The following is a 25,672-nucleotide window of genomic DNA, read 5'->3' as shown; positions in this document are numbered from 1 at the left end:
ACAACAAATGCTATTGCTATTAAATACAAAAGACCTTGAGAAAATTTTCTCAAGGTCTTTTGTTAGAACAATTCCCAATTAGGTGTTGAGAATTTCTTGGTCTGTGTCATATAAAAATGAGTAAAATGAATTTCCATCGCCAAGGTCATTAGAGTTGCGATAGCAATGACGATGGTTGGATTGTCTGAGAACAGAAGGGAAAGAAGCAGTCCGATAAGGAAGAATGTAGCTTGTAAGCCATAATAGATTTTGTCATACTTGAGGTAACTCTTGTTGAAGCGACCATTTGACAAGACCGCAGCTTGGAAGAGCCCGATACCAGCATAGAAGAAGCTAGTCGCAAAGAGGTGGTGAGCTTCAGGATTGACCAAGAAACTCATAGAAACAGTGACCATAATCAAACCAATGAAAATCGGATAGTGGCTGTAAATCAAGAAGATTCCTTTATTCTCCCCTTCCTCATCAATAGCATGGTCAAACTGACCGAAATAGTTCATAAAGAGGTTGATCATGATGATAAAGTAAAGGATAGAATGAATGGAGAAATGTTCAAGGGTAAAGAAATCAGCTAGTCCCATAATAATCTCACCAAAAGTGATGATAACTAAAAGCGAAATGCGTTCAATCAGGTGGGGCAGGTTGATTTGATTCGGACGGGAACAGGCGAAGCGATTGTCCCAGTGCATGTCGGGACTCCTTATACTTATGAAGAAGCCGGCGCTAGTATTTTTGGATGCCAAGTGGAAGTAATGGAAGGGAATGAACTGGTCTTTAAAAAAGCTGACTTAGAGAAGCCTTTCCTCATGGCCAATAATGTCATGTTAGACTACCTAGAACCTCAACTCAAGGAACGCTTAGCAGAAGCAATGACCAGTGAAAGTTTCACAGGTATCGTCCAGCAGAAACTTTACCAGGCTATTCCAAGTGGTTCCTTTACCATCGAAGATATAGCAGCATCATTAGGTATTAGCAGTCGTACCTTGCAACGGAACCTGACTGCAGAAGGAACCAAATTTAATCAAGAATTGCAAAATGTTCAAAAAATCCTAGCCTTTGGTTATTTCAAAAATCCTGACATGACAACGGATGATGTAGCCTATTTGCTTGGTTATTCGGAAGTATCTTCCTTCTCACGAGCCTTTAAAAAGTGGACAGGAAAGACGATATCGGAGTATCGAGAAGAGATTCAGAAGCAATCCTAAAATCAGAAATATTTTTAATAAGCATCAGATAATACCATCTGGTGTTTTTATTTTTTTAAAGAATTTCAACCTTTTTGCTTGACAAGTGAGTAAACACTCACTAAAATAGCTCTTGTGATTTAAAAAGTGAGTATGTATTCACCTAGGAGGAAGCATATGGAAAAATTGCTACATTTACAAAATTTGGATAAGTCTTTTGGTCGTCAAATGGTTTTGAATCATGTCAGTTTTGAATTGCAGCCAGGAGAAATTATAGGCTTAATTGGTCCGTCTGGTGCTGGTAAATCAACCATGATTAAGACTATGTTGGGAATGGAAAAAGCTGATGGAGGCGAAGCTTTGGTTCTGGATCATACCATGCCTAATCGTCATATTTTAGGAGATATTGGTTATATGGCTCAGTCAGATGCCTTATATGAGGCTTTGTCAGGCCAAGAAAATTTGGAATTTTTCGGTCAGCTAAAAGGGCTATCCAAAAGAGATCTGACAGTTGAAATTGCCCACGTGGCTCAAGTTGTGGATTTGACAGAGCATTTGAATAAAACTGTATCCGGTTATTCTGGAGGAATGAAACGACGTTTATCTCTGGCCATCGCACTTCTGGGGAATCCTCAGCTCTTGATTTTAGATGAGCCAACAGTTGGGATTGATCCTTCTCTGCGTAAGAAAATTTGGAAAGAGTTAATCACTCTAAGAGACAAAGGAGTAGGAATCTTGGTGACAACTCACGTCATGGGTGAAGCGGAGTTGACGGATAAGGTAGGCTTACTCTTAGGAGGAGAAATCATTGCTTTTGATACACCAAAGAATCTCAAAGCAAGTTATAACGTTTCAAGTATTGAAGAAGTGTTTTTAAAAGCAGAAGGAGAGTAAGATGAGAACCATTGCTATTGCTAAAAAAGTTATCAAAGAATTACTTCGTGACAAACGAACTCTAGCTCTGATGTTTATAGCACCTGTTTTTATCATGTGGTTGATGAACCTCATGTTTTCAGCTAGTATAACCGTGAATGTCAAGTTAGCGACACAAGATCTACCAACTGGTTTGGTAACGAAAATGGATGAGCTCGATCATGTGGACGTTGAGACTTATCAAGATTTAGATCAAGCCAAAGAAGCACTAGCGAATGAAAAAGTCGATGCTGTGATTTCTTATAAAGACGGTGAATATCAGGTAGACTACGCAAACACAGATGCCTCCAAAACATCTATGATACGACAGGTGTTACGAACAAGTATCGCTAGTGAAGGCACCAATCAGTTACTATCTCGTGTCAAACAAGCTCTTCCACAATTGGACTCGGACGCAAAAACACCAGAAATCAAGGAATCTTACCAGTATGGAGATGAAAATACAAGCTTCTTTACCAGTATGATTCCGGTTTTGATAGGTTTTGTAGTTTTCTTCTTTGTATTTTTGATTTCAGGTATGGCGCTTTTGAAAGAACGTACCAGTGGAACACTAGAACGTTTGTTAGCAACACCAGTGAAACGATCTGAAATCGTATATGGCTATATGTTGTCTTACGGTATTATTGCGATTTTTCAAACGACAGTTGTAGTCTTAGCGGCAATTTGGTTACTAGATGTAGAAGTTGTAGGAAGTATTTTAAATGTTATAATAGTTAATGTAGTACTGGCTCTTGTAGCACTGTCATTCGGAATTCTCTTGTCTACTCTAGCAAAATCAGAATTCCAAATGATGCAATTTATTCCTCTCGTGATTATGCCTCAACTCTTTTTCTCAGGGATTATTCCATTGTCATCCATGGGAGAATGGGCTCCAACTGTGGGGAAATTTTTGCCATTAACCTATTCTGGTGATGCAATAAGCCAGATTATTCTTTACGGACACAATCTTGGTGATATTTTGTTAAATCTTGGTGTTTTAATGATTTTCCTGATCATTTTAACAATTCTCAATATCGTTGGATTGCGTCGTTATCGTAAAGTATAATAAGTGATAGATAAGAACAAAAGAGGAAGACGTGAGGGAACGAAATGACTGAAAATATTTTTGACTCTTTTGAGGATTACTTAGAGGGAGCTGCCTACCCCAAGGGAAAAAAGAAAATCATGCAAGCAGCAGTTGATCTCATATCAACAAAGGGCTACAATGGAACTTCCACTCTGCAAATTGCGGAGTATGCTGGACTCAGTCAGGCGACTCTGTTCAAGTATTTTAAAACTAAGGAAGACCTTTTAACAGCTATTTTGCATCCTGTCCTTCCTAGTCTGTTTGGAAGTTTTTTAGACCAGCTGTTGATTTTACAGACAACCGAGGAGAAAATTCACTATTTAGTCCATGATCGAATGGCTTACCTCAAAACAAATCAAGCCTTGTTGAAAATAATTTTGCAGGAGATGTTATCAAATAATAAATTGAAGCAAGAACAGACACTTATTTGGAATCTTCTTCAGGATAAAATTATAGAGCTTCGTACTCAATTAGGGATCGATGCACGTGTCAATCCAGAAATCTCAATTGAACAAATGATTCGGATCTTTACAGGTCCTTTAATAGCTTACTTTGCTCAATTATATATCATTGGGGACAATGGCGAAATAAGGGAAGAAGACTTAGATTTGTTAGAAAAACAGATCTTAGGTGGCTTGTGGAGATGATACTTGCATTATATTAATGAAGTTTAAGATTTATCTTTGAGAAATATTTTTATTAATCTATTCTTTCTCTTAAATAGTAGAACTTTTCTCATTTTTCTGTTTTTCCTTGTAATAGGTAGAAGTTTTATTTATAATGATTATAAATAATCAAAAGGGAGAAGTTTTAGAATGGAAGAACATAAAATTGACAAGAACTTTAGTGGTCGGTTGAATATATTGCGGGCCGGGGTTTTAGGAGCTAATGACGGCATTATTTCCATAGCAGGTGTGGTTATTGGGGTGGCTAGTGCGACGGACGATGTCTGGATTATCTTTCTATCTGGTTTAGCGGCAGTCTTTGCGGGTGCCTTTTCTATGGCTGGTGGAGAGTATGTTTCTGTTTCTACTCAAAAGGATACCGAGGAAGCTGCAGTAGTCAGAGAGCGGGAGCTTTTAGAGAAAAATCCAGAGATCGCTAGGCAGTCTCTCTATGCCGCCTATGTCCAAAATGGCGAGTGCGAGACTTCTGCTCAGCTCATGACCAATCGTGCCTTTTTGCAGGATCCGCTCAAGGCCTTGGTGGAGGAAAAGTACGGCATCGAGGTAGAGGAGTTTACCAATCCCTGGCATGCAGCCGTCTCAAGCTTTTTAGCCTTTGCGGTAGGTGCGCTCTTTCCCATGGTTACGATTATCCTGCTTCCTGCTAACATCCGTATTTGGGCGACGGTGCTAATCGTAGCTTTGGCTCTCTTGGGAACGGGCTATACCAGCGCTAAACTAGGTAAAGCTCCGATTAAAAATGCCATGATTCGCAATCTAGCCATTGGTCTTTTGACCATGGCCGTGACCTATCTGGTAGGGCAGTTTTTTGCAGTTTAAGAACTCTTGAAAGTCGGGAAGCGGTATTTCCTAGTGTCCTTTTATTTGTAAACGGAAAACGGTGTTTTAGAAATCAGTTGTCAAACCAAAAGCGACCTGTCGTCAATTTGTAAGGTCAAGATAGTATTGGTGTAGTTTCAAAATCCTTGTCCTGCTAAGGTTCACAGGATTTTCAAAAGAAACTATACCAATTTTTTGTTGACAAAATCTGAATAGGTGTGTATACTGTGTCTGTCTGTGAATGAAAAGATAAAAAAGACTATACCAATTTTGAATCAAGGAGGAGCTAGCTTTTTGCCAGCAAAAGGCTAGAAGTAAAACTATGTGTGGAATCGTCGGAGTTGTGGGGAACCGCAATGCAACAGATATTTTGATGCAAGGGCTTGAAAAATTAGAGTACCGAGGTTATGACTCAGCTGGAATTTTTGTTACAACAGGGAAAAAATCCAGCTTGGTGAAGTCCGTTGGCCGGATTGCTGATCTTCGTGCGAAGATTGGCATCGATGTGGCAGGTTCAACAGGTATTGGGCATACGCGCTGGGCAACCCACGGGAAACCAAGTGAGAATAATGCCCATCCCCACACCTCTCAGACGGGTCGCTTTGTGATGGTTCACAACGGCGTGATTGAAAATTATCTGGATATCAAAAATGACTATCTTGCTGACCATGATTTTAAAGGGCAGACAGATACAGAAATTACAGTCCATTTGATTGGGAAATTCGCGGAAGAAGACGGACTCTCTGTTCTTGACGCTTTCCGCAAGGCCCTTCACATTATCGAAGGTTCCTACGCTTTTGCCTTGGTCGATGCCCAAGATCCTTCTACGATCTACGTTGCCAAAAACAAATCTCCGCTTTTGATTGGCTTGGGCGAAGGCTACAACATGGTCTGCTCAGATGCCATGGCCATGATTCGCGAGACAAGCGAATATATGGAAATCCATGATAAAGAGCTGGTTATCGTGAGTGCAAATAGTGTAGAAGTGCAAGACTACGAAGGTAATGTTCTTGAACGGGGCAGCTATACAGCTGAGCTGGATCTGTCTGATATCGGCAAAGGCACTTATCCTTACTACATGCTAAAGGAAATTGATGAGCAGCCGACCGTGATGCGTAAGCTGATTAGCACCTATGCGGATGAAAATAATAAGATGTTGATTGATCCTGCTATCATCAAGACAGTCCAAGAAGCTGATCGCATTTATATCATTGCTGCTGGAACTTCTTATCATGCTGGTTACGCTTCTAAACGAATGCTGGAAGAGCTGACGGATACGCCAGTAGAATTAGGTATTTCTTCTGAATGGGGCTATGCTATGCCACTCCTCAGCAAGAAGCCACTCTTCATCTTCATCAGTCAATCTGGTGAGACTGCTGACAGTCGTCAGGTCTTAGTCAAGGCCAATGAATTGGGCATTCCTAGCCTGACAGTGACCAATGTGCCAGGTTCAACCCTGTCTCGGGAAGCGAAGCACACCTTGCTTCTCCATGCTGGACCAGAAATCGCCGTAGCTTCAACCAAAGCCTACACCGCGCAAATCGCTGCCCTAGCTTTCTTGGCCAAGGCAGTCGGTGATGCCAACGGCAACGAAAAAGCCAAGAATTTTGATTTGGTTCATGAGCTGTCTATCGTAGCCCAGTCTATTGAGGCCATTCTTTCTGAGAAAGAGCTGATTGACAGCAAGGTGCGTGATTTGTTAGTAGATACTCGCAGTGCCTTTTACATCGGCCGTGGTCAGGACTATTATGTGGCGATGGAAGCCAGCCTCAAGCTCAAGGAAATTTCCTATATCCAGTGTGAAGGCTTTGCGGCAGGCGAGCTTAAGCATGGTACTATTTCCCTGATTGAAGAGGGGACTCCAGTGCTGGCCCTACTCTCAGATGAAGTCCTGTCTAGTCATACTCGCGGTAATGTTTCTGAAGTTGTAGCGCGTGGAGCCAAGGTTTTGACGATTGCTGAGGAAAATGTGGCTAAGGACGAAGATGACATTGTCTTGAGTCAAGTTCACCCTTATTTGTCGCCAATTTCGATGGTAGTACCGACCCAGCTGATTGCTTATTTTGCAACTCTGCACCGCGGTTTGGATGTAGATAAACCACGCAATCTCGCTAAATCTGTAACGGTAGAATAAGAGCAGTAGACGATTGTCTAGTAGAATCTTGTAAACTTTAGATGTTGAAGATCCCCTAACTTTAGTTTTTGGGGGTCTTTATTTTTATTAATCAGTATTATCAAGTAAAGGAATGTTTCTAAATTAGTTTGGTGGAATCTTTTTGTTTGAACTACTAAAAATTATGTAAAATTTTTATTCAAACCTATTGACAAGCAATCAGAAAATAGATATAATTACAAATGTAAACAAAAAAGTTTACGAAAGATTTACTCAGGAGATGAACAGATGAACATGTAGCTAGAAGGCATTTATTTTTTACAGGAGGCAAAATTATGTAAAATCATATTCTTCTGGAGCAGATAGAATTCATCCATAAAATAAAAGACTAGAACAGCCTTGATTTTTGGAAATCGAATAAGTTATGTAAAATAATAGATTGGAGAAGATCTCCCAAATGAATATTTATAGTGGATAAGGAAGAGATTTCTTATCTGAAATTTTGGTAAAAACAAAAATTATGTAAAGCGAAAAACGAAGAAAAGTGAGGCAATGCTATGAACAACAACTACAACAATTTTAACAATATGGACGACCTTTTCAATCAACTCATGGGGCGCATGGGTGGCTACAACAGTGAAAATCGTCGTTATTTAATCAATGGTCGAGAGGTAACGCCAGAAGAGTTTGCTCAGTACCGTGCTACTGGCAAGCTCCCCAGTCAAGGAGCAGGTGAGCAGACTAGCCAGACTGCTGCTCAAGGACCTAAGCAGGATGGTATCCTGGCTAAGCTAGGTCGCAATCTGACTCAGGAAGCTCGTGATGGTAAGTTAGATCCAGTCATTGGACGCAATAAGGAAATCCAAGAAACTGCTGAAATCCTTTCCCGCCGGACTAAGAATAATCCTGTATTGGTAGGAGATGCCGGAGTTGGTAAGACAGCTGTCGTAGAAGGATTGGCTCAGGCTATCGTCAATGGTGATGTGCCAGCGGCCATCAAGAACAAGGAAATTATATCTGTTGATATTTCTGGTCTGGAAGCTGGTACTCAATATCGTGGTAGCTTTGAAGAAAATATCCAAAACTTAGTCAATGAAGTCAAGGAAGCCGGCAACATTATTCTCTTCTTTGACGAAATCCATCAAATTCTGGGTGCAGGCAGCACTGGAGGAGACAGTGGCTCTAAGGGACTGGCGGATATTCTCAAACCAGCTCTTTCGCGTGGTGAACTGACTGTCATCGGGGCTACTACTCAGGACGAGTACCGTAATACCATTCTCAAAAATGCAGCTCTGGCTCGCCGGTTCAATGAAGTCAAGGTCAATGCACCGTCTGCCGAAGATACCTATCAGATCCTTCGAGGCATTCGGGACTTATACGAAAAGCACCACAATGTCATCCTGCCGGATGAAGTGCTGAAAGCGGCTGTAGATTATTCTGTTCAGTATATTCCACAACGGAGTCTGCCAGACAAGGCGATTGACCTGGTCGATGTGACTGCTGCCCACTTAGCAGCCCAGCATCCAGTGACCGATGTGCACACGGTTGAGCGGGAAATCGCAGAGCAAAAAGACAAGCAGGAAGCGGCTGTTGAGAAAGAAGATTATGAAGCGGCTCTGAATGCCAAGACCCGCATTGAAGAGCTGGAAAAGAAAATTCAAAACCACACCGAGGATATGAAGGTGACTGCTACGGTCAACGATGTAGCAGAGTCTGTTGAGCGGATGACGGGAGTGCCGGTATCTCAGATGGGTGCCAGCGACATTGAGCGCCTCAAGGGCATGAATGACCGTCTCAAAGCCAAGGTTATTGGTCAAGACAAGGCTGTAGCAGCTGTGGCTAGGGCTATCCGCCGAAACCGTGCGGGCTTTGATGAAGGCAACCGTCCAATCGGAAGCTTCCTCTTTGTTGGTCCAACAGGTGTCGGCAAGACTGAGCTGGCTAAGCAACTGGCTCTGGATATGTTCGGTACCAAGGAAGCCATTATCCGTCTGGATATGTCAGAATACTCCGACCGGACTGCCGTTTCCAAGCTGATTGGTACCACTGCAGGCTATGTCGGCTATGATGATAACAGCAATACCTTGACCGAGCGTGTGCGCCGCAATCCTTACTCTATCATCCTCTTGGATGAGATTGAAAAGGCGGATCCACAGGTGATTACCCTCCTCCTTCAAGTTCTGGATGACGGTCGTTTGACAGATGGTCAAGGGAATACAGTCAACTTCAAGAACACGGTCATCATTGCGACTTCCAATGCTGGCTTTGGTTATGAAGCAGGCTTGGAAGAGGATGCAGAAAAGCCTGATTTGATGGATCGACTCAAACCTTACTTCCGTCCAGAGTTCCTCAATCGTTTCAATGCGGTTATTGAGTTCTCTCATCTCAAGAAAGAAGATTTGATGGAAATTGTTAATCTCATGCTAATTGAAGTCAATCAAACTCTCAGCAAGAAAGAAATTGATTTGGCTGTATCTGATGCAGCTAAGGAATTCCTGCGCGATGCTGGTTATGACCAAGTCATGGGTGTTCGTCCGCTCCGTCGTGTCATCGAGCAGCAAATTCGTGACAAGGTGACCGACTTCCACTTGGATAATCTAGATGCTAAGCACTTGACTGCCGATTTGGAAGATGGTGTTCTGGTTATTCGTGAAAAATCAGCAACAGATGGTACTGAAAAAGCTTAAAAATTTTCTGAAATAAAATCCAGTTGATTTTCAGCTGGATTTTTCTACTTTTTTATGCAAAATAAGCATTTATATATATAAATATAGTAGAAAAGGTGTATAATGGTTTAGAAGAGATTAATTTTAGGAAAGGATTTAAGGATGAAAAGATTGGATATTACATCAATGTCTGATTATAAAAAGGTAGAAGCAGTCGTTCAGTTGCTAATCAATGGTACTTTGACCAGTTACCGTGTTGCTACCGATGCAAATGTCAGCAAAATGAGCATCTTGACTTTAGCTAAAGGCACTAGCAAGATTAAGAATATCACTTATCAAACAGCGCTTGCTTTAATTGAATGGTATGAAGAAAACCATGAAAAGTATGGGATTACAATAAAGAATTAGGCAGAATATTTGAATGCTAGAAGAGAGTCTGGGATAAAAGTCCGACCTCAAATATAAAAAGCGAACAAAACTAGTTTTCTGGTAATCAGAATTCTGCTTTGTTCGCTTTTCGCATTTAATTATAGATTTGAAGGGCTTAATAATTAAGATTTTTAAAAATTGAAATCTTTTTGTCCCAGACTCTTTTATTTACCTTGTCTCTGAATCAGGGTCAATTCTAATAGGTATAATATTGTTATTAGTTTTGTGTTTTCCTGCGGATTGAAAATGAGTAAGAAAATGAGAAAAGATTTTTATGTCGTCGGACGCAGCGATCTCTTTGCTCTGACGGATAAAATTGAAGATTTCTGGACCATCATGGTCAAGGATTATCAGGACATGACTGGCAAAAAGCTGGAAGACTGATGGTTTGGGGAGAAAAGCGCTTCCGTTATTGCTAGAAAGACAAAATTATACTATAATAGTAGGTGTAGAATAGAAAAAGAAGGTGATTGCGCTTGCTGAGTAAGCGCTCTTATTTTCGAAAGGAGAACTCAATGTCACAATTATCAGTTAATGCCATTCGCTTTTTAGGGATTGACGCAATTGAAAAGTCTAAGTCAGGTCACCCTGGTGTAGTCATGGGTGCTGCGCCGATGGCTTATGACTTGTTTACTAAGCAACTGCGTATCAATCCAGAAGAGCCAAACTGGATTAACCGCGACCGCTTCGTTCTGTCTGCAGGACACGGCTCTATGTTGCTCTACGCATTACTTCATCTTTCTGGTTTTAAGGATGTTAGCATAGAAGAAATCAAGAACTTCCGCCAATGGGGTTCTAAGACACCAGGTCACCCAGAGTTTGGCCACACAGCTGGTGTCGATGCGACGACTGGTCCGTTGGGACAAGGGATTTCCACAGCTACTGGATTTGCTCAGGCAGAGCGTTTCTTAGCTGCTAAGTACAACCGTGATGGCTATCCGATTTTTGACCATTATACCTATGTCATCTGTGGCGACGGCGACTTGATGGAAGGGGTTTCATCTGAAGCGGCTTCCTATGCTGGTTTGCAAAAGCTGGATAAGCTGGTTGTTCTCTATGATTCAAATGATATCAACTTGGATGGAGAGACTAAGGACTCCTTTACAGAAAATGTCCGTGCTCGCTATGACGCTTACGGCTGGCACACTGCTTTGGTGGAAGACGGAACAGACCTTGCAGCGATTGATGCAGCTATCAATACAGCTAAAGCTTCTGGTAAACCATCTTTGATTGAAGTCAAGACTATTATCGGTCATGGCGCGCCAAACAAGCAAGGTACGAATGCTGTTCACGGTGCACCTCTGGGAGCAGAAGAAGCGGCAGCTACTCGTCAAGCCTTGGGTTGGGACTATGCACCATTTGAGATTCCTGAGGAAGTCTATGCAGACTACCGTACAAATGTAGCGGAGCGCGGTGCAGCAGCTTATGATGTATGGAAGCAGCTAGTAGAGGACTACAAGCAAGCCCATCCAGAATTAGCTGAAGAAGTAGCAGCTATCATTGCTGGTCAGGATCCAGTAGAAATCAAACCAGAAGATTTCCCAGTGCTTGAAAATGGCTTCTCTCAAGCGACCCGTAATTCTAGTCAGGATGCCCTCAATGCAGCAGCTAAGGTCCTTCCAACTTTCCTCGGCGGTTCTGCTGACCTGGCTCATTCCAATATGACCTATATCGAGGAAGATGGCCTGCAGGACGACGCTCACCGTCTTAACCGCAACATCCAATTTGGTGTGCGCGAGTTTGCTATGGGAACAATTCTCAACGGTATGGCACTTCATGGTGGTCTTCGCGTTTACGGTGGTACCTTCTTCGTCTTCTCAGACTATGTTAAGGCAGCTGTCCGTTTGTCTGCCCTGCAAGGTTTGCCAGTGACGTATGTCTTCACTCACGACTCAATTGCAGTTGGTGAAGATGGACCGACTCACGAGCCGATTGAGCATTTGGCTGGTCTGCGTGCTATTCCAAACCTGACTGTCCTTCGCCCAGCAGATGCGCGTGAAACTCAGGCAGCTTGGTATCTGGCCCTTAAGAGCCAGTCCACTCCGACTGCTTTGGTCTTGACTCGTCAGAATCTGACAGTTGAAGAAGGCACAGACTTTGACAAGGTAGCTAAAGGAGCTTATGTGGTCTACGAAACAGGAGCAGATTTCGATACTATCTTGTTGGCTTCTGGTTCTGAGGTTAATTTGGCTGTCGCAGCTGCTAAAGCACTTGCAGCAGAAGGCGCTAAAATCCGTGTGGTCAGCGTGCCGTCAACAGAGTTGTTTGACGCTCAAGATGCAGCCTACAAGGAAGAAATTTTGCCAAATGCAGTTCGTCGCCGCGTAGCGATCGAGATGGCAGCTAGCCAGCCTTGGTACAAGTATGTTGGTCTGGACGGTGCAGTTATCGGAATTGACCAGTTCGGTGCATCTGCTCCAGCAGGCAAGGTTCTGGAAGAATACGGCTTTACGGTTGAGCATGTAGCAGAAGTTGTTAAAAATCTTAAATAAAAAGACATAAAATCAGGGTGCAAGTCATCCTGATTTTTTTGGAAATCATTTTCCTACCTTGTCAAAATGGCCAAAATCTGCTATAGTAGTTACGATATGAATTCCAAAGGAGAAGAGAAATGAATCCAACAATGTTGATTGTTATGGTTGTGGTGATGGTGGGAATGATGTATTTCCAAGTACGGACACAGAAAAAGCAAGCTGAAAAACGTATGGAAAGCCTTAATAAACTGCAAAAAGGCTATGAAGTCATTACAATTGGTGGTCTTTATGGGACTATTGACGAAGTCGATTCAGAGCGTAAGACAGTTGTCTTGGATGTAGACGGTGTTTACCTGACATTTGAATTGACAGCTATCAAGACTGTTCTGCCACTGACAGAAGGTATTCCAGCTGCCGCAGGAGTAGAGGGCGATGTTGCTGTTTCTGAGGAAGACTCTGCAATTGAAGAATAATACTGATCATAGAACAGCCATATGGCTGTTTTTTCTTTTATAGGCATTTGTAAGCTTATATTTTACAACATTATACTTGCAAAATACTATTGAAACTTGTTCGTGGGCACTGCTATCTTTTCATTATCAGATCTGACAGACGAAAAATCAGCTCTCCTGCCCACATTTAGAGGATTTATGATATAATGAAATGATAAAACTTTAAATAGGATAAAAAATATGTTTAGTTTTAAGAAAAAAGAAAAGTCAGATGAAGATTTAACTGTTCCCAAGCATATAGGGATTATCATGGACGGCAATGGTCGTTGGGCCAAAAAGCGCATGCAGCCACGTATTTTTGGACACAAGGCAGGCATGGAAGCCTTGCAAGAGGTAACGATTGCAGCAAAGGAGATGGGCGTGCAGGTTTTGACTGTCTACGCTTTTTCAACGGAAAACTGGGCGCGACCAGAAAAAGAAGTGTCCTTCATTATGAATTTGCCGGTTGAGTTTTATGACCGCTATGTGCCAGAATTGCACAGAAACAATGTAAAAATTCAAATGATTGGCGACACGAAGCGACTTCCTAAAGCAACCTTTGAGGCCTTGGAGAAGGCTGAGGAGCTGACTCGCTTGAATACGGGGTTGATTTTGAATTTCGCCCTAAACTACGGCGGCCGAGCTGAAATCAATCAAGCGGTTCAGAAGCTTGCCCAAGATGTTTTGGACGCTAAAGTCCAACCGGCGGATATTACAGAGGAAATGATTGGAGATTATCTCTATACCAGCAGTCTGCCAGCAAGTTTGCGGGATCCCGACTTGGTGATTCGTACGAGTGGTGAGCTGCGCCTCAGTAATTTCCTTCCTTGGCAGACAGCTTACAGTGAGCTTTATTTTACAGATATCCTTTGGCCGGATTTTGATGAAAATGCCCTGAAGGATGCGATTGTAGAGTATAATCGCCGCAATCGACGATTTGGTGGTGTGTAAGGGAGTAAGAAAAGATGAGTAAGGATTTACAAAAACGTCTTATTTTTGGAGGAATTGCCTTAGCAATTTTTATTCCTCTGGTGATGATGGGAGGAGTTGCCTTCCAGATTGGTGTTGGGCTTTTGGCCATGCTGGCAGTGCATGAGCTGCTTCAGATGAAGGGACTTCCGACAGCGACGCTGGAGGGGGGACTGGCCATGTTGGCAGCCTTTGTTTTAACCCTGCCACTTGAGAACTACCTGAAATTTTTACCCGTGGATGGTAATGTCGTAGCTTATGGCTTGATTGTCTTTGTCTTGTTGGGAGCAACTGTTTTGGGTTCTTCCTATAGCTTTGAAGATGCGGCTTATCCGATTGCTTCTAGCTTTTATGTCGGGCTAGGTTTTAATGCTTTGATCGATGCCCGTTTGGTGAATGTGGATAAGGTTTTACTGGCCCTCTTTATCGTTTGGGCGACAGACAGTGGAGCTTATTTGGTCGGTACCCGCTACGGTCGCCGGAAATTGCTGCCAAAGGTGTCGCCAAATAAAACAGTCGAAGGCAGTTTGGGCGGTATCGCTTCAGCAGTGGTGGTTTCTGCGATTTTTATGATTGTTCGCCCGCAGGTTGCTACCCCTCATAGCTTTTTGACCATCCTGCTGTTGACCGTTATTTTCAGTATCGCTGGTCAATTTGGGGATTTGGTAGAAAGTGCCATCAAGCGTCATTTTGGCGTGAAAGATTCAGGCAAGTTTATTCCTGGGCACGGTGGTGTTTTGGACCGCTTTGACAGTTTGCTCTTTGTCTTTCCAATCATGCACTTCTTTGGCTTGTTCTAAAATAGCGAGCAAGAGAATTTGGGAAACAGATGCTAGTGCAAATAGCACCAATACGCAAGGCTGATAGATCTTAAGGTGCGAGAGCTTTCGGCTAAGCGGGGGCAGGAAGTTTGGCTCAGCTCAAAAGCTTAGCTGCTTTCTGCTCCTTCTTTGCTTTCATGGTGTCTGCCTGTTGCTTGCTCTTGGAGCGGTGTTGAACTGCTGTGTTATAATCGTTCAGTTGATTCTAAGTGCACGTTGCTTTACGCCACTACCGCTTACGGTCTATCCGTTTCACATTTTCCGATGATAGGTTAAAAGTAAACGGAATAACTCTGATAAACATAGGAAGGATAAAATAAATTACAGAATGCAGATTATAACCTTTATCATTATTTTTGGCATTATTGTGGTGGTTCATGAATTTGGACATTTCTACTTTGCCAAAAAATCAGGAATTCTAGTTCGAGAGTTTGCTATTGGGATGGGGCCGAAAATCTTTGCTCATATTGGCAAGGACGGAACAGCCTACACGATTCGGATTCTGCCGTTAGGTGGCTATGTCCGCATGGCTGGCTGGGGCGAGGATTCGACAGAAATAAAAACAGGTACGCCAGCAAGTCTAACTCTGAATGAAGACGGAAAAGTCGTGCGAATTAATCTGTCCGGCAAGAAAATCGATCAGACAGCTCTGCCCGTGAATGTGACCGGCTTTGATTTTGAAGAAAAGCTGGAGATTACAGGGCTGGTCTTGGATGAGACCAAGACTTATTTTGTTGACCACGATGCGACCATTGTGGAGGAAGACGGAACGGAAGTTCGGATTGCTCCGCTGGATGTTCAGTATCAAAATGCGACTATTTGGGGACGCCTCATCACCAATTTTGCAGGCCCCATGAACAATTTCATTTTGAGTATTCTAGTTTTCATGTTCTTGGCCTTTCTCCAAGGCGGTGTCCAAGATGAAAATAGCAATCATTTTCAAGTGCTGGAAGGTGGCGCCGTTGCCAAGGCAGGGGTGAAAAGCGATGACCAGATCCTGAAAGTCAACAATTATGAGATTGCAAACTGGGGTGACCTGACCGATGCAGTGTCAGAAGCGACGAAAGATAAGGCAGATGCACCAAAACTGACCATCACTTATAAGAGTGGTGGCAAAATCCAGAAAGTGGACATTGAACCCAAAAAAGAGGGGGAACGCTATCTATTGGGCGTATCGCCTGCTATCAAGACTGGTTTTTGGGACAAGGTGATCGGAGGCTTTACCGCTACTTGGACGACTACAGGTCGGATTTTGACGGCTTTGAAAGATTTGATTTTTAATTTTAATTTAAATAAATTAGGTGGCCCAGTTGCTATTTATAATGTCAGCAGTCAGGCGGCTCAGCAAGGTCTGCCGGCTATTCTGAGTCTCTTAGCCATGCTGTCCCTTAATATCGGGATCTTTAATCTAATTCCGATTCCAGCCTTGGACGGTGGAAAAATTGTCCTCAATATCCTTGAGGCTATCCGTCGCAAACCCTTGAAACGGGAAACAGAAAGCTATGTTACCCTTGCAGGGGTAGCTGTCATGGTTGTCCTCATGATTGCTGTGACTTGGAATGATATTATGAAATTGTTCTTCTAACATTTTAAAAGATTGAAAAATATTCTATGAAGGAGTTTTGTTTTTATGAAACAAAGTAAAATGCTAATCCCAACGCTGCGCGAAATGCCAAGCGATGCTCAGGTTATCAGCCATGCCCTTATGTTGCGGGCTGGCTATGTTCGCCAAGTTTCTGCGGGAGTTTACTCTTATCTGCCACTGGCTAACCGTGTCATTGAAAAAGCTAAAAAAATCATGCGGGAAGAGTTTGATAAGATTGGTGCGGTTGAAATGCTAGCGCCTGCCCTGCTCAGTGCAGACCTCTGGCGTGAATCTGGTCGTTATGAAACCTACGGTGAAGACCTCTACAAGCTGAAAAATCGCGAAAAATCAGACTTCATCCTGGGTCCGACACACGAAGAGACTTTCACTTCCATTGTCCGTGATTCTGTTAAGTCTTACAAGCAATTGCCACTCAACCTTTATCAAATCCAACCTAAGTACCGTGATGAAAAGCGTCCACGTAATGGACTTCTTCGTACTCGTGAGTTTATCATGAAAGACGGTTATAGTTTCCATGCCAACTATGATAGTTTGGATGTAACTTATGATGAATACAAATCTGCTTATGAGAAAATCTTCACTCGCAGTGAGCTAGATTTCAAAGCCATTATTGGTGACGGTGGCGCTATGGGTGGTAAGGACAGTCAGGAATTTATGGCAATCACGCCTGCTCGTACAGACCTTGACCGTTGGGTTGTTTTGGACAAGTCAGTTGCCTCATTTGAGGAGATTCCGGCAGAAGTGCAAGAAGAAATCAAGGCAGAATTGCTTAAATGGATGGTTTCTGGTGAGGACACCATTGCCTACTCTAGCGAATCTAGCTATGCAGCTAACCTTGAAATGGCGACGAATGCTTATAAACCAAGCCAAAAGGTAGTAGCTGAAGCAGAGTTGGCGCGTGTGGCAACTCCTGACTGCAAGACCATTGATGAGGTAGCAGCTTTCCTACAAGTTGATACAGAAGAAACAATCAAGACCTTGGTTTACATGGCTGATGAAAAGCCTGTCGTAGCCCTCCTTGTCGGCAATGACCAGCTCAATGAAGTCAAATTAAAAAATCATCTGGGTGCAGATTTCTTTGATGTGGCGAGTGAAGATCAAGTCCGTCAGCTCTTGGGCGCAGGATTTGGCTCGTTAGGTCCAGTCAATCTGCCAGAAGATGTGACTATTATCGCAGACCGTAGAGTCCAAGCCCTTTCTAATGCTGTGGCAGGAGCCAATGAAGATGGTTACCACCTGACTGGTGTTAATCCAGGCCGTGACTTTAGCCCAGAGTATGTGGATATCCGCGAAGTTCGTGAAGGAGAAGTGTCGCCGGACGGCCAAGGTATCCTCAAGTTTGCCCGTGGGATTGAGATTGGGCACATCTTCAAGCTGGGAACTCGCTATTCTGACAGCATGAATGCCAATGTCTTGGATGAAAACGGTCGCGCAGTGCCGATGATTATGGGCTGCTACGGTATCGGTGTCAGCCGCTTGCTGTCTGCTGTTATGGAGCAGCATGCCCGCCTCTTTGTCAATAAAACGCCTAAGGGTGAATTCCGCTATGCTTGGGGCATCAACTTCCCTAAAGAGCTGGCACCATTTGATGTGCACCTGATTCCAGTCAATGTCAAGGATGAGGGAGCATTGGCACTTACTGATCAAATCGAGGCTAACTTGCTAAATGCTGGTTATGAAGTCTTGGTGGATGATCGCAATGAGCGCGCTGGTGTCAAGTTCAGTGACAGCGATTTGATTGGACTACCAATCCGCGTCACAGTTGGTAAGAAAGCTGCAGAAAGCATTGTCGAAGTCAAGATTAAGGCTACGGGCGATACCATTGAAGTCCACGCTGATAATCTGCTGGAAACTCTGTCTATTTTGACAAAATAAAATCAACTGCCAGTTTTGTCTGGCAGTTTTCTTTTGCTTATTGGCCTTGAAAATGCTATAGTAAGGGAAAACGGATTGGAGGACCGAATGATGGGATTATTCAGTGGTTTATTAGGCAATGCTTCTCAGAAAGATATTGACAAAGTTGAAAGAGAATTGGAGAATATTCTGACGCCAACAGAAAATGTGGAACTGGCTTTTAGCCTCATTCGTGATTTGATTGTTTTTACAGACGGACGCTTGATTTTGGTGGATAAGCAGGGAGTGACAGGCAAGAAAACGGCTTATAAGTCTTATCCGTATTGCTCCATTTCTCGCTTTTCAGTGGAAACGGCTGGTCACTTTGATCTAGACGCTGAGCTGAAAATCTGGGTTTCTAGCGCTGAGGAGCCAGCTGAAACTCTGACCTTCCGGAGTGATAAAAGTGTCATTGCTATCCAAAAAGCGCTGGCAGAAGCGGTGCTGAGGTAAAACTCTTGGCTTTCTTGTAATATGAACAAAGAGCAGGCAAGTTTGTCTGACTCTTTTTCTGTCGAAAAAAGTGCTGATTTATGGTAAAATAGGGTCACTACTGTACGAGGAAATGTCATGTCAAACAAGTTTGAAATTTTAATGAATCAGCTGGATATGCCACTGGAAATGAGAAATTCAGAGGCCTTTTTGAATGCAGAAATTGAGAAGGTTCTGGTCCACAAGGTCAGTCGGGTCTGGGAGTTTCATTTTTCTTTTGCGAATATTCTGCCCATTGAGATTTTTCGGGAATTGCAGAAGCGCCTAGCTCAAGAGTTTTCTAAGACGGGCAATCAAGCCGTTTTTGAAATTCACTGTCAGGCTCCTCAGGTATCGGATGAGCTCTTGCAGGCTTATTACCAGCTGGCCTTTGAGGAGGGACCTTGTGCCAGTCATAGTTTTAAGAGTCTTTATCAGGATTTACAGGTTCATTTGGATGGGGACAAGCTGCTGATTGAGGGGGCTTCGACCATTGATACAGAACATTTTCGTAAGAACCACCTGCCTAACCTCAGCCAGCAGCTGGTCAAGTACGGCTTTCCTCATCTGACCTGTCAGGTCCAGCATAGCGATGAGCTGACCCAGCAGCAAGCCGAGAATTTCCAAGCGGAGAATGCCAAGATTGTTCAGGCGGCTAATGAAGAGGCGCTCAAGGCTATGGAATCCTTACAGCAGATGGTACCACCGCCAGAGGAAAAGCCAGCCTACGATTTTCAAGCTCGCAAGGCTGCAGCAAAGCCAAATCTAGATAAGGCAGAGATTACCCCTATGATCGAAGTTCAGACTGAGGAAAACCGTCTGGTCTTCGAGGGAATGGTCTTTGATCTAGAGCAGAAGGTCACTCGGACCGGCCGGGTCTTGCTCAATTTCAAGATGACAGACTATACTTCCAGCTTCTCTTTGCAGAAATGGATGAAAAACGAAGAAGAAGCCAAGAAGTTTGACATGATTAAGAAAGGTGCTTGGCTGCGCGTGCGGGGAAATGTGGAGATGAACAACTTCACCCGCGACCTGACCATGAATGTGCAGGATGTGCAGGCCGTTACCCACTATGAGCGCAAGGACTTGATGCCTGAGGGGCAGAAACGAGTCGAGTTTCACGCCCATACCAATATGTCTACTATGGACGCCCTTCCTGAGGTCGAGGAAATCGTTGCAACGGCAGCCAAGTGGGGCCACAAGGCTGTCGCCATTACTGACCATGGCAATGTGCAGAGCTTTCCCCATGGCTACAAGGCTGCCAAGAAAGCTGGTATTCAGCTGATTTACGGTATGGAGGCCAATATTGTAGAAGACCGAGTGCCCATCGTCTACAATGAAGTGGACATGGCGCTGAGCGATGCGACCTATGTAGTCTTTGACGTGGAGACGACGGGACTTTCAGCTGTTTACAATGACTTGATTCAGGTCGCAGCCAGTAAGATGCACAAGGGCAATATCATCGCTGAGTTTGATGAGTTTATCAATCCGGGTCATCCTCTGTCGGCCTTTACGACGGATCTGACCGGGATTACAGATGAGCATGTCCGCAATGCCAAACCGCTAGAGCAGGTGCTGAAAGAATTTCAGGAATTTTGCCAGGACAGTGTCCTCGTTGCCCATAATGCCACCTTTGACGTGGGTTTTATGAATGTCAACTATGAGCGTCATAATTTGCCGAAAATTACTCAGCCGGTCATTGACACATTAGAATTTGCCCGCAACCTCTATCCAGAGTACAAGCGCCATGGTCTGGGGCCTTTGACCAAGCGTTTCCAGATTGCTCTGGAGCACCACCACATGGCCAACTATGACGCGGAAGCGACGGGCCGTCTCCTCTTTATCTTTATCAAGGATGTGGCTGAAAAGCATGGTGTGACCAATCTCAAGGATCTCAATACGGATCTGGTCGATGAGAATTCCTATAAGAAAGCTCGGGTCAAGCATGCGACTATTTATGTGAAAAATCAGACGGGTCTCAAGAATATTTTCAAGTTAGTTAGTCTGTCCAATACCAAGTATTTCGAAGGTGTTCCGCGGATTCCACGGACTGTTCTGGATGCCCATCGTGAAGGCCTGATTCTGGGCTCAGCCTGCTCAGAAGGCGAAGTCTATGATGCTGTTGTTTCTCAGGGGGTGGATGCGGCTGTCGAAGTAGCCAAGTATTATGACTTTATCGAGGTCATGCCGCCAGCTATCTATGAGCCGCTGATTGCCAAGGAGCAGATCAAGGACCAGGAAGAACTGCAGACCATTATTCGCAATCTGATTGAGGTCGGAGATCGCTTGGGCAAGCCTGTCCTTGCGACGGGGAACGTCCACTATATTGAGCCGGAAGAAGAAATCTATCGCGAGATTATCGTCCGGAGTCTGGGTCAGGGAGCCATGATTAACCGGACTATTGGCCACGGTGAAAATGCTCAGCCGGCTCCGCTTCCTAAGGCTCACTTCCGAACCACCAATGAAATGCTGGACGAATTTGCCTTCTTGGGGGAGGACTTGGCTAAGAAGTTGGTCATCACCAATCCAAATCAGCTGGCGGAGACCTTTGAGCCGGTAGAGGTGGTCAAGGGCGACCTCTATACGCCTTTCATTGACAAGGCTGAGGAGACAGTTGCCGAGCTGACCTATCAAAAAGCCTTTGAGATTTATGGCAATCCGCTACCAGATATCGTAGACTTGCGGATCGAAAAAGAGCTGACCTCCATCTTGGGGAATGGTTTTGCCGTGATTTATCTGGCATCGCAGATGCTGGTCCAACGCTCCAATGAACGGGGCTATCTGGTAGGCTCACGGGGGTCTGTCGGATCCAGCTTTGTCGCGACCATGATTGGAATTACCGAGGTTAATCCTTTGTCTCCCCACTATGTCTGTGACAAATGCCAATACAGCGAGTTCATCACGGATGGCTCCTATGGTTCAGGCTTTGATATGCCGGATAAGGACTGTCCAGAGTGCGGCCACAAGCTGAGCAAGAACGGTCAGGATATTCCATTTGAGACCTTCCTTGGATTTGACGGGGACAAGGTACCCGATATTGACTTGAACTTTTCTGGAGAGGATCAGCCGAGCGCCCACTTGGACGTGCGGGATATCTTTGGTGCGGAGTATGCCTTTCGGGCTGGTACCGTTGGTACCGTTGCGGCTAAGACGGCCTATGGATTTGTCAAGGGCTACGAGCGCGACTACGGGAAGTTCTACCGAGACGCAGAAGTTGAGCGTCTGGCGCAGGGAGCTGCTGGAGTCAAGCGGACGACTGGACAACACCCGGGTGGAATCGTTGTTATCCCTAACTATATGGATGTTTATGACTTTACACCGGTCCAATATCCAGCTGACGATGTGACAGCCGAGTGGCAGACCACCCACTTTAACTTCCATGATATCGATGAAAATGTCCTCAAGCTAGACGTTCTGGGACACGATGATCCGACCATGATTCGGAAGCTTCAGGACTTATCTGGCATTGATCCAAATGACATTCCTATGGATGATGCTGGTGTCATGGCCCTCTTTTCTGGAACAGACATTTTGGGTGTGACTCAGGAGCAAATCGGCACGCCGACTGGTATGCTAGGAATTCCGGAGTTTGGAACCAATTTTGTACGGGGCATGGTTGATGAGACCCATCCGACAACTTTTGCCGAGCTCTTACAGTTGTCTGGCCTCTCTCATGGTACGGACGTTTGGCTGGGCAATGCTCAGGACTTGATTAAGCAAGGAATTGCCGACCTGTCCACCGTTATCGGTTGTCGGGACGACATCATGGTTTACCTCATGCACAAGGGCTTGGATCCTAAGATGGCCTTTACGATCATGGAGCGCGTGCGGAAGGGCCTCTGGCTGAAGATTTCTGAAGAAGAGCGCAATGGTTACATCGCAGCTATGAAGGAAAACAATGTGCCAGAGTGGTACATTGAGTCCTGCGGAAAGATCAAGTACATGTTCCCCAAGGCCCATGCGGCAGCCTACGTTATGATGGCCCTGCGGGTGGCCTACTTCAAGGTGCATCATCCGCTTTATTACTACTGTGCTTACTTCTCTATCCGAGCCAAGGCCTTTGACATCAAGACCATGAGTGGCGGACTTGATGCCGTCAAGCGCCGGATGAGTGAAATCGCTGACAAGCGCAAGAATAACGAGGCCTCCAATGTGGAAATCGACCTTTATACGACTCTGGAAATCGTCAATGAAATGCTGGAGCGGGGCTTCAAGTTCGGGAAGCTGGATCTTTATAAGAGCCATGCAACTGAGTTTCTCATCGAAGGAGACACCCTTATCCCACCTTTCTCTACCATGGACGGTCTGGGTGACAACGTTGCCCGCCAAGTGGTTAGAGCGCGGGAAGAAGGCGAATTCCTCTCCAAGACAGAGCTCCGCAAACGCGGCGGCCTCTCTAGCACCCTCGTCGAAAAAATGGACGACATGGGCATTCTAGGTAATATGCCTGAGGATAACCAGTTGAGTCTGTTTGATGAGTTTTTCTAAAATATAGAAAGAGGTTTTTATGAAATTGACCATTTCCGCTCAGGATAAGCCAGCGCAAAAGATTTTTGATTACCAGCTGGACCTAGATCCAGATACGATTTTGAAACTGACCGCCTTGATTTGCGGTACGGTGGCAGCGGTTAGCTTGCTGTCCTTGTTTAAAGAGAAATAACAAAAGAAAAGGAGAAGCAGAATGGTTCTGCCAAATTTTAAAGAAAACTTAGAAAAATATGCTAAACTATTGGTTGCCAATGGTATCAATGTGCAGCCGGGTCACACAGTGGCGCTCAATATTGATGTGGAGCAGCGTGAGCTGGCACACTTGATTGTCAAGGAGGCCTATGCTTTGGGGGCTCACGAAGTCATTGTCCAGTGGGCAGATGATTTGAGTACGCGGGAGAAGTTCCTCCATGCGCCGATGGACCGTCTGGACAATGTCCCTGACTATAAGGTGGCTGAGATGAACTATCTCCTTGAAAAGAAAGCCAGCCGCTTGGGCGTGCGTTCATCTGATCCGGGGGCTTTGAACGGCGTGGACGCTGAGAAATTATCAGCTTCTGCTAAAGCTATGGGGATAGCCATGAAGCCGATGCGGATTGCAACCCAATCCAATAAAGTCAGCTGGACAGTCGCTGCAGCAGCCGGTACAGAGTGGGCTAAGAAGGTCTTCCCAAATGCAGCCAGCGATGAGGAAGCGGTAGATTTGCTCTGGGATCAGATTTTTAAAACCTGCCGTGTCTATGAGGATGATCCAGTTGCAGCTTGGAAGGCCCATGAAGAAAAGCTTGGTTCAAAAGCTAAGATCTTGAATGAGGAGCAATTCACTGCCTTACACTACACAGCACCAGGCACAGACTTGATACTGGGCATGCCTAAGAACCATCACTGGGAGTCTGCTGGCAGTCTTAATGCTCAGGGTGAGTATTTCATCGCCAACATGCCGACAGAAGAGGTCTTCTCAGCACCAGACTTCCGTCGAGCTGATGGCTATGTGACCAGCACCAAGCCTCTCAGCTACAATGGCAACATTATCGAGGGCATCAAGGTGACCTTCAAGGATGGCCAGATTGTGGATATTACTGCTGAAAAGGGCGACCAAGTTATGAAGGATCTTGTCTTTGAAAACGCTGGTGCGCGTGCCTTGGGTGAAGTAGCTCTTGTACCCGATCCAAGCCCGATTTCTCAGTCAGGCATTACTTTCTTTAACACTCTTTTTGATGAAAATGCTTCTAACCACTTGGCTATTGGTGCAGCCTATGCGACTAGTGTAGTCAGCGGAGAGAATTTATCTGAAGAAGAGCTAGAAGCAGCAGGTCTCAACCGCTCGGATGTCCATGTGGACTTTATGATTGGCTCTAACCAGATGGATATTGACGGTATCCGTGAAGACGGCAGCCGTGTGCCAATCTTCCGCAATGGAGACTGGGCAATCTAAGATTTGAAGTCGTTTTGACGGATACTTTTAATCTGACAGCTCCCACCTGCTTCTTGAAAAGTATTCTTAGAAACATAGAAAGAAGGATCCTATATGATTGGTAGTATGTTTGTTGGCTTTGTTATCGGCCTCATCGCTGGGGCTATCACTAGCCGTGGGGAGCGTATGGGCTGTATCGGAAAAATCCTCTTGGGCTGGTTTGGTTCATGGCTTGGGCAATTGCTTTTTGGCCACTGGGGACCGATGTTAGCGGACACAGCTATCTTTCCATCAGTGCTGGGCGCTGTGATCCTTTTGGCTCTTTTCTGGGATCGAGGCACGTAGAATAGAGGAAAAGAAAATACCTAGACGTAAAGTGTACTGACCCCAAAAAGTTGGACAAAAAATATTAGTGAAAGGATTTGGTTCTGTACTGAACAGGGCTGAGTCCTTTTAGCTTTGCTTTAATACGCTTGTTGTTGTAGTAAAAAATATAATCCGTGATGGCTTGTTCCAAGTGATCCAGTGATTTGAAACTCTCCTCAAATCCGTAAAACATCTCTGTTTTCAAGATACCAAAGAAAGATTCCATCATACCGTTATCCGTGCTAGTTCCTTTGCGAGACATGGAGGGACAGATCCCTTTACTGTCAAGAAAACGATGGTAGACCTCATGTTGGTATTGCCAACCTTGGTCGCTATGGAGAATAGTATTGGGATAAGCTTCCTTAGGAAAAGCCTTTTCAAGCATGGATTTAACCTGCATCAGGTTGGGAGAATGGGACAAGGTAAAGCCGATAATTTCGCTGTTATAACCATCCAGAACAGGCGACAGATAGAGTTTCTCAGAGCAATTTGGCAAAGCAAACTCGGTCACATCGGTATAACACTTCTCAAAGGGTTTAGACCCCTCAAATTGCTTGTTAATCAGATTTGGAGCCTTCTTGCCCACCTCCCCCTTGTAGGACTTGTATTTCTTGCGCTTACGGATGCGTGCAGACAGACCTAACACCTGCATCAAACGCTGCACTTTCTTATGATTGATGCTATAACCACGATTGCGCAGTTCTAGATGAACCCTGCGGTAACCATAATTGCCCTTATGATCCTTAAAAATTGCTTGTATCTCATTCTTGATGTCCCTATCTTTGT

At 44.5% G+C, this 25,672-nt stretch carries 20 protein-coding genes and 2 pseudogenes; 20 read left to right on the top strand and 2 right to left on the bottom strand.

All coding sequences use genetic code 11. The features are described 5' to 3' along the window. Positions 1-62 precede the first annotated feature (62 nt). A pseudogene (locus AC5FEC_RS05885) lies at positions 63-647 on the bottom strand (low temperature requirement protein A); the annotation flags it as partial. Here AC5FEC_RS05885 and AC5FEC_RS05880 point away from each other — a divergent pair. The 20 genes and pseudogenes from AC5FEC_RS05880 to AC5FEC_RS05785 all read left to right on the top strand — a co-directional run. Then, a pseudogene (locus AC5FEC_RS05880) lies at positions 639-1,202 on the top strand (helix-turn-helix domain-containing protein); the annotation flags it as partial. The pseudogenes AC5FEC_RS05885 and AC5FEC_RS05880 sit on opposite strands and share 9 nt — an antisense overlap. Before the next feature lie 156 nt (positions 1,203-1,358). Further along, positions 1,359-2,075 carry an ABC transporter ATP-binding protein gene (locus AC5FEC_RS05875; RefSeq protein ID WP_493661604.1) on the top strand — a complete coding sequence of 239 codons (717 nt, stop codon included), beginning with the start codon at positions 1,359-1,361 and terminating at the stop codon, positions 2,073-2,075. 1 nt (position 2,076) lies between these two features. Next, positions 2,077-3,159 (top strand): ABC transporter permease, encoded by a 1,083-nt coding sequence (locus AC5FEC_RS05870; protein ID WP_493661603.1) that lies wholly within the window; start codon positions 2,077-2,079, stop codon positions 3,157-3,159. Positions 3,160-3,203: 44 nt separating this feature from the next. Beyond that, complete coding sequence (locus AC5FEC_RS05865) at positions 3,204-3,827, top strand: TetR/AcrR family transcriptional regulator (protein WP_002929075.1); 624 nt, start codon at positions 3,204-3,206, stop codon at positions 3,825-3,827. Positions 3,828-3,995: 168 nt separating this feature from the next. Beyond that, positions 3,996-4,685, top strand: a complete 690-nt coding sequence (locus AC5FEC_RS05860) for a VIT1/CCC1 transporter family protein (RefSeq protein ID WP_493661602.1) — start codon at positions 3,996-3,998, stop codon at positions 4,683-4,685. 322 nt (positions 4,686-5,007) lie between these two features. Further along, positions 5,008-6,819, top strand: a complete 1,812-nt coding sequence (gene glmS, locus AC5FEC_RS05855; protein WP_493661601.1) for a glutamine--fructose-6-phosphate transaminase (isomerizing) — start codon at positions 5,008-5,010, stop codon at positions 6,817-6,819. 536 nt (positions 6,820-7,355) lie between these two features. After that, entirely contained in the window at positions 7,356-9,485 is a 2,130-nt protein-coding gene (locus AC5FEC_RS05850; protein ID WP_037618574.1) for an AAA family ATPase, read from the top strand. A 141-nt stretch (positions 9,486-9,626) separates the two neighbouring features. Continuing rightward, the gene (locus AC5FEC_RS05845) at positions 9,627-9,872 is read left to right on the top strand and encodes a hypothetical protein (RefSeq protein WP_037618571.1); all 246 of its coding nucleotides are present in this window, start codon (positions 9,627-9,629) and stop codon (positions 9,870-9,872) included. 279 nt (positions 9,873-10,151) lie between these two features. After that, complete coding sequence (locus AC5FEC_RS05840) at positions 10,152-10,277, top strand: hypothetical protein (RefSeq protein WP_493661600.1); 126 nt, start codon at positions 10,152-10,154, stop codon at positions 10,275-10,277. A gap of 131 nt (positions 10,278-10,408) precedes the next feature. Further along, a complete protein-coding gene (gene tkt, locus AC5FEC_RS05835; protein WP_493661599.1) occupies positions 10,409-12,385 on the top strand; it encodes a transketolase in 1,977 nt (658 codons plus the stop codon). 119 nt (positions 12,386-12,504) lie between these two features. Beyond that, on the top strand, positions 12,505-12,840 hold the full coding sequence (gene yajC, locus AC5FEC_RS05830) for a preprotein translocase subunit YajC (RefSeq protein ID WP_037618567.1): 336 nt from the start codon (positions 12,505-12,507) through the stop codon (positions 12,838-12,840). A 219-nt stretch (positions 12,841-13,059) separates the two neighbouring features. Beyond that, positions 13,060-13,809 carry an undecaprenyl pyrophosphate synthase gene (gene uppS, locus AC5FEC_RS05825; protein WP_493661598.1) on the top strand — a complete coding sequence of 250 codons (750 nt, stop codon included), beginning with the start codon at positions 13,060-13,062 and terminating at the stop codon, positions 13,807-13,809. A gap of 14 nt (positions 13,810-13,823) precedes the next feature. Beyond that, a complete protein-coding gene (locus tag AC5FEC_RS05820) occupies positions 13,824-14,627 on the top strand; it encodes a phosphatidate cytidylyltransferase (protein ID WP_062200067.1) in 804 nt (267 codons plus the stop codon). A gap of 349 nt (positions 14,628-14,976) precedes the next feature. Further along, complete coding sequence (rseP, locus tag AC5FEC_RS05815) at positions 14,977-16,233, top strand: RIP metalloprotease RseP (RefSeq protein WP_493661597.1); 1,257 nt, start codon at positions 14,977-14,979, stop codon at positions 16,231-16,233. A 45-nt stretch (positions 16,234-16,278) separates the two neighbouring features. Beyond that, positions 16,279-18,129, top strand: a complete 1,851-nt coding sequence (locus AC5FEC_RS05810) for a proline--tRNA ligase (RefSeq protein WP_493661596.1) — start codon at positions 16,279-16,281, stop codon at positions 18,127-18,129. 87 nt (positions 18,130-18,216) lie between these two features. Further along, positions 18,217-18,600 (top strand): PH domain-containing protein, encoded by a 384-nt coding sequence (locus AC5FEC_RS05805; RefSeq protein ID WP_493661595.1) that lies wholly within the window; start codon positions 18,217-18,219, stop codon positions 18,598-18,600. Positions 18,601-18,717: 117 nt separating this feature from the next. Then, on the top strand, positions 18,718-23,106 hold the full coding sequence (locus AC5FEC_RS05800; protein WP_493661594.1) for a PolC-type DNA polymerase III: 4,389 nt from the start codon (positions 18,718-18,720) through the stop codon (positions 23,104-23,106). A gap of 19 nt (positions 23,107-23,125) precedes the next feature. Then, a complete protein-coding gene (locus tag AC5FEC_RS05795) occupies positions 23,126-23,278 on the top strand; it encodes a hypothetical protein (protein ID WP_037618556.1) in 153 nt (50 codons plus the stop codon). 21 nt (positions 23,279-23,299) lie between these two features. Then, a complete protein-coding gene (locus AC5FEC_RS05790) occupies positions 23,300-24,541 on the top strand; it encodes an aminopeptidase (RefSeq protein ID WP_493661593.1) in 1,242 nt (413 codons plus the stop codon). Between the two features lie 93 nt (positions 24,542-24,634). Beyond that, on the top strand, positions 24,635-24,865 hold the full coding sequence (locus AC5FEC_RS05785) for a GlsB/YeaQ/YmgE family stress response membrane protein (RefSeq protein ID WP_037618552.1): 231 nt from the start codon (positions 24,635-24,637) through the stop codon (positions 24,863-24,865). Between the two features lie 64 nt (positions 24,866-24,929). Here the strand turns inward: AC5FEC_RS05785 and AC5FEC_RS05780 are convergent. After that, the coding region (locus AC5FEC_RS05780) for an IS3 family transposase (protein ID WP_493661592.1) at positions 24,930-25,672 on the bottom strand (743 nt) is incomplete at its 5' end.

The organism is Streptococcus sp. STC1396 (assembly GCF_058933875.1).
This window is presented reverse-complemented; position numbering and strand designations above follow the sequence as displayed.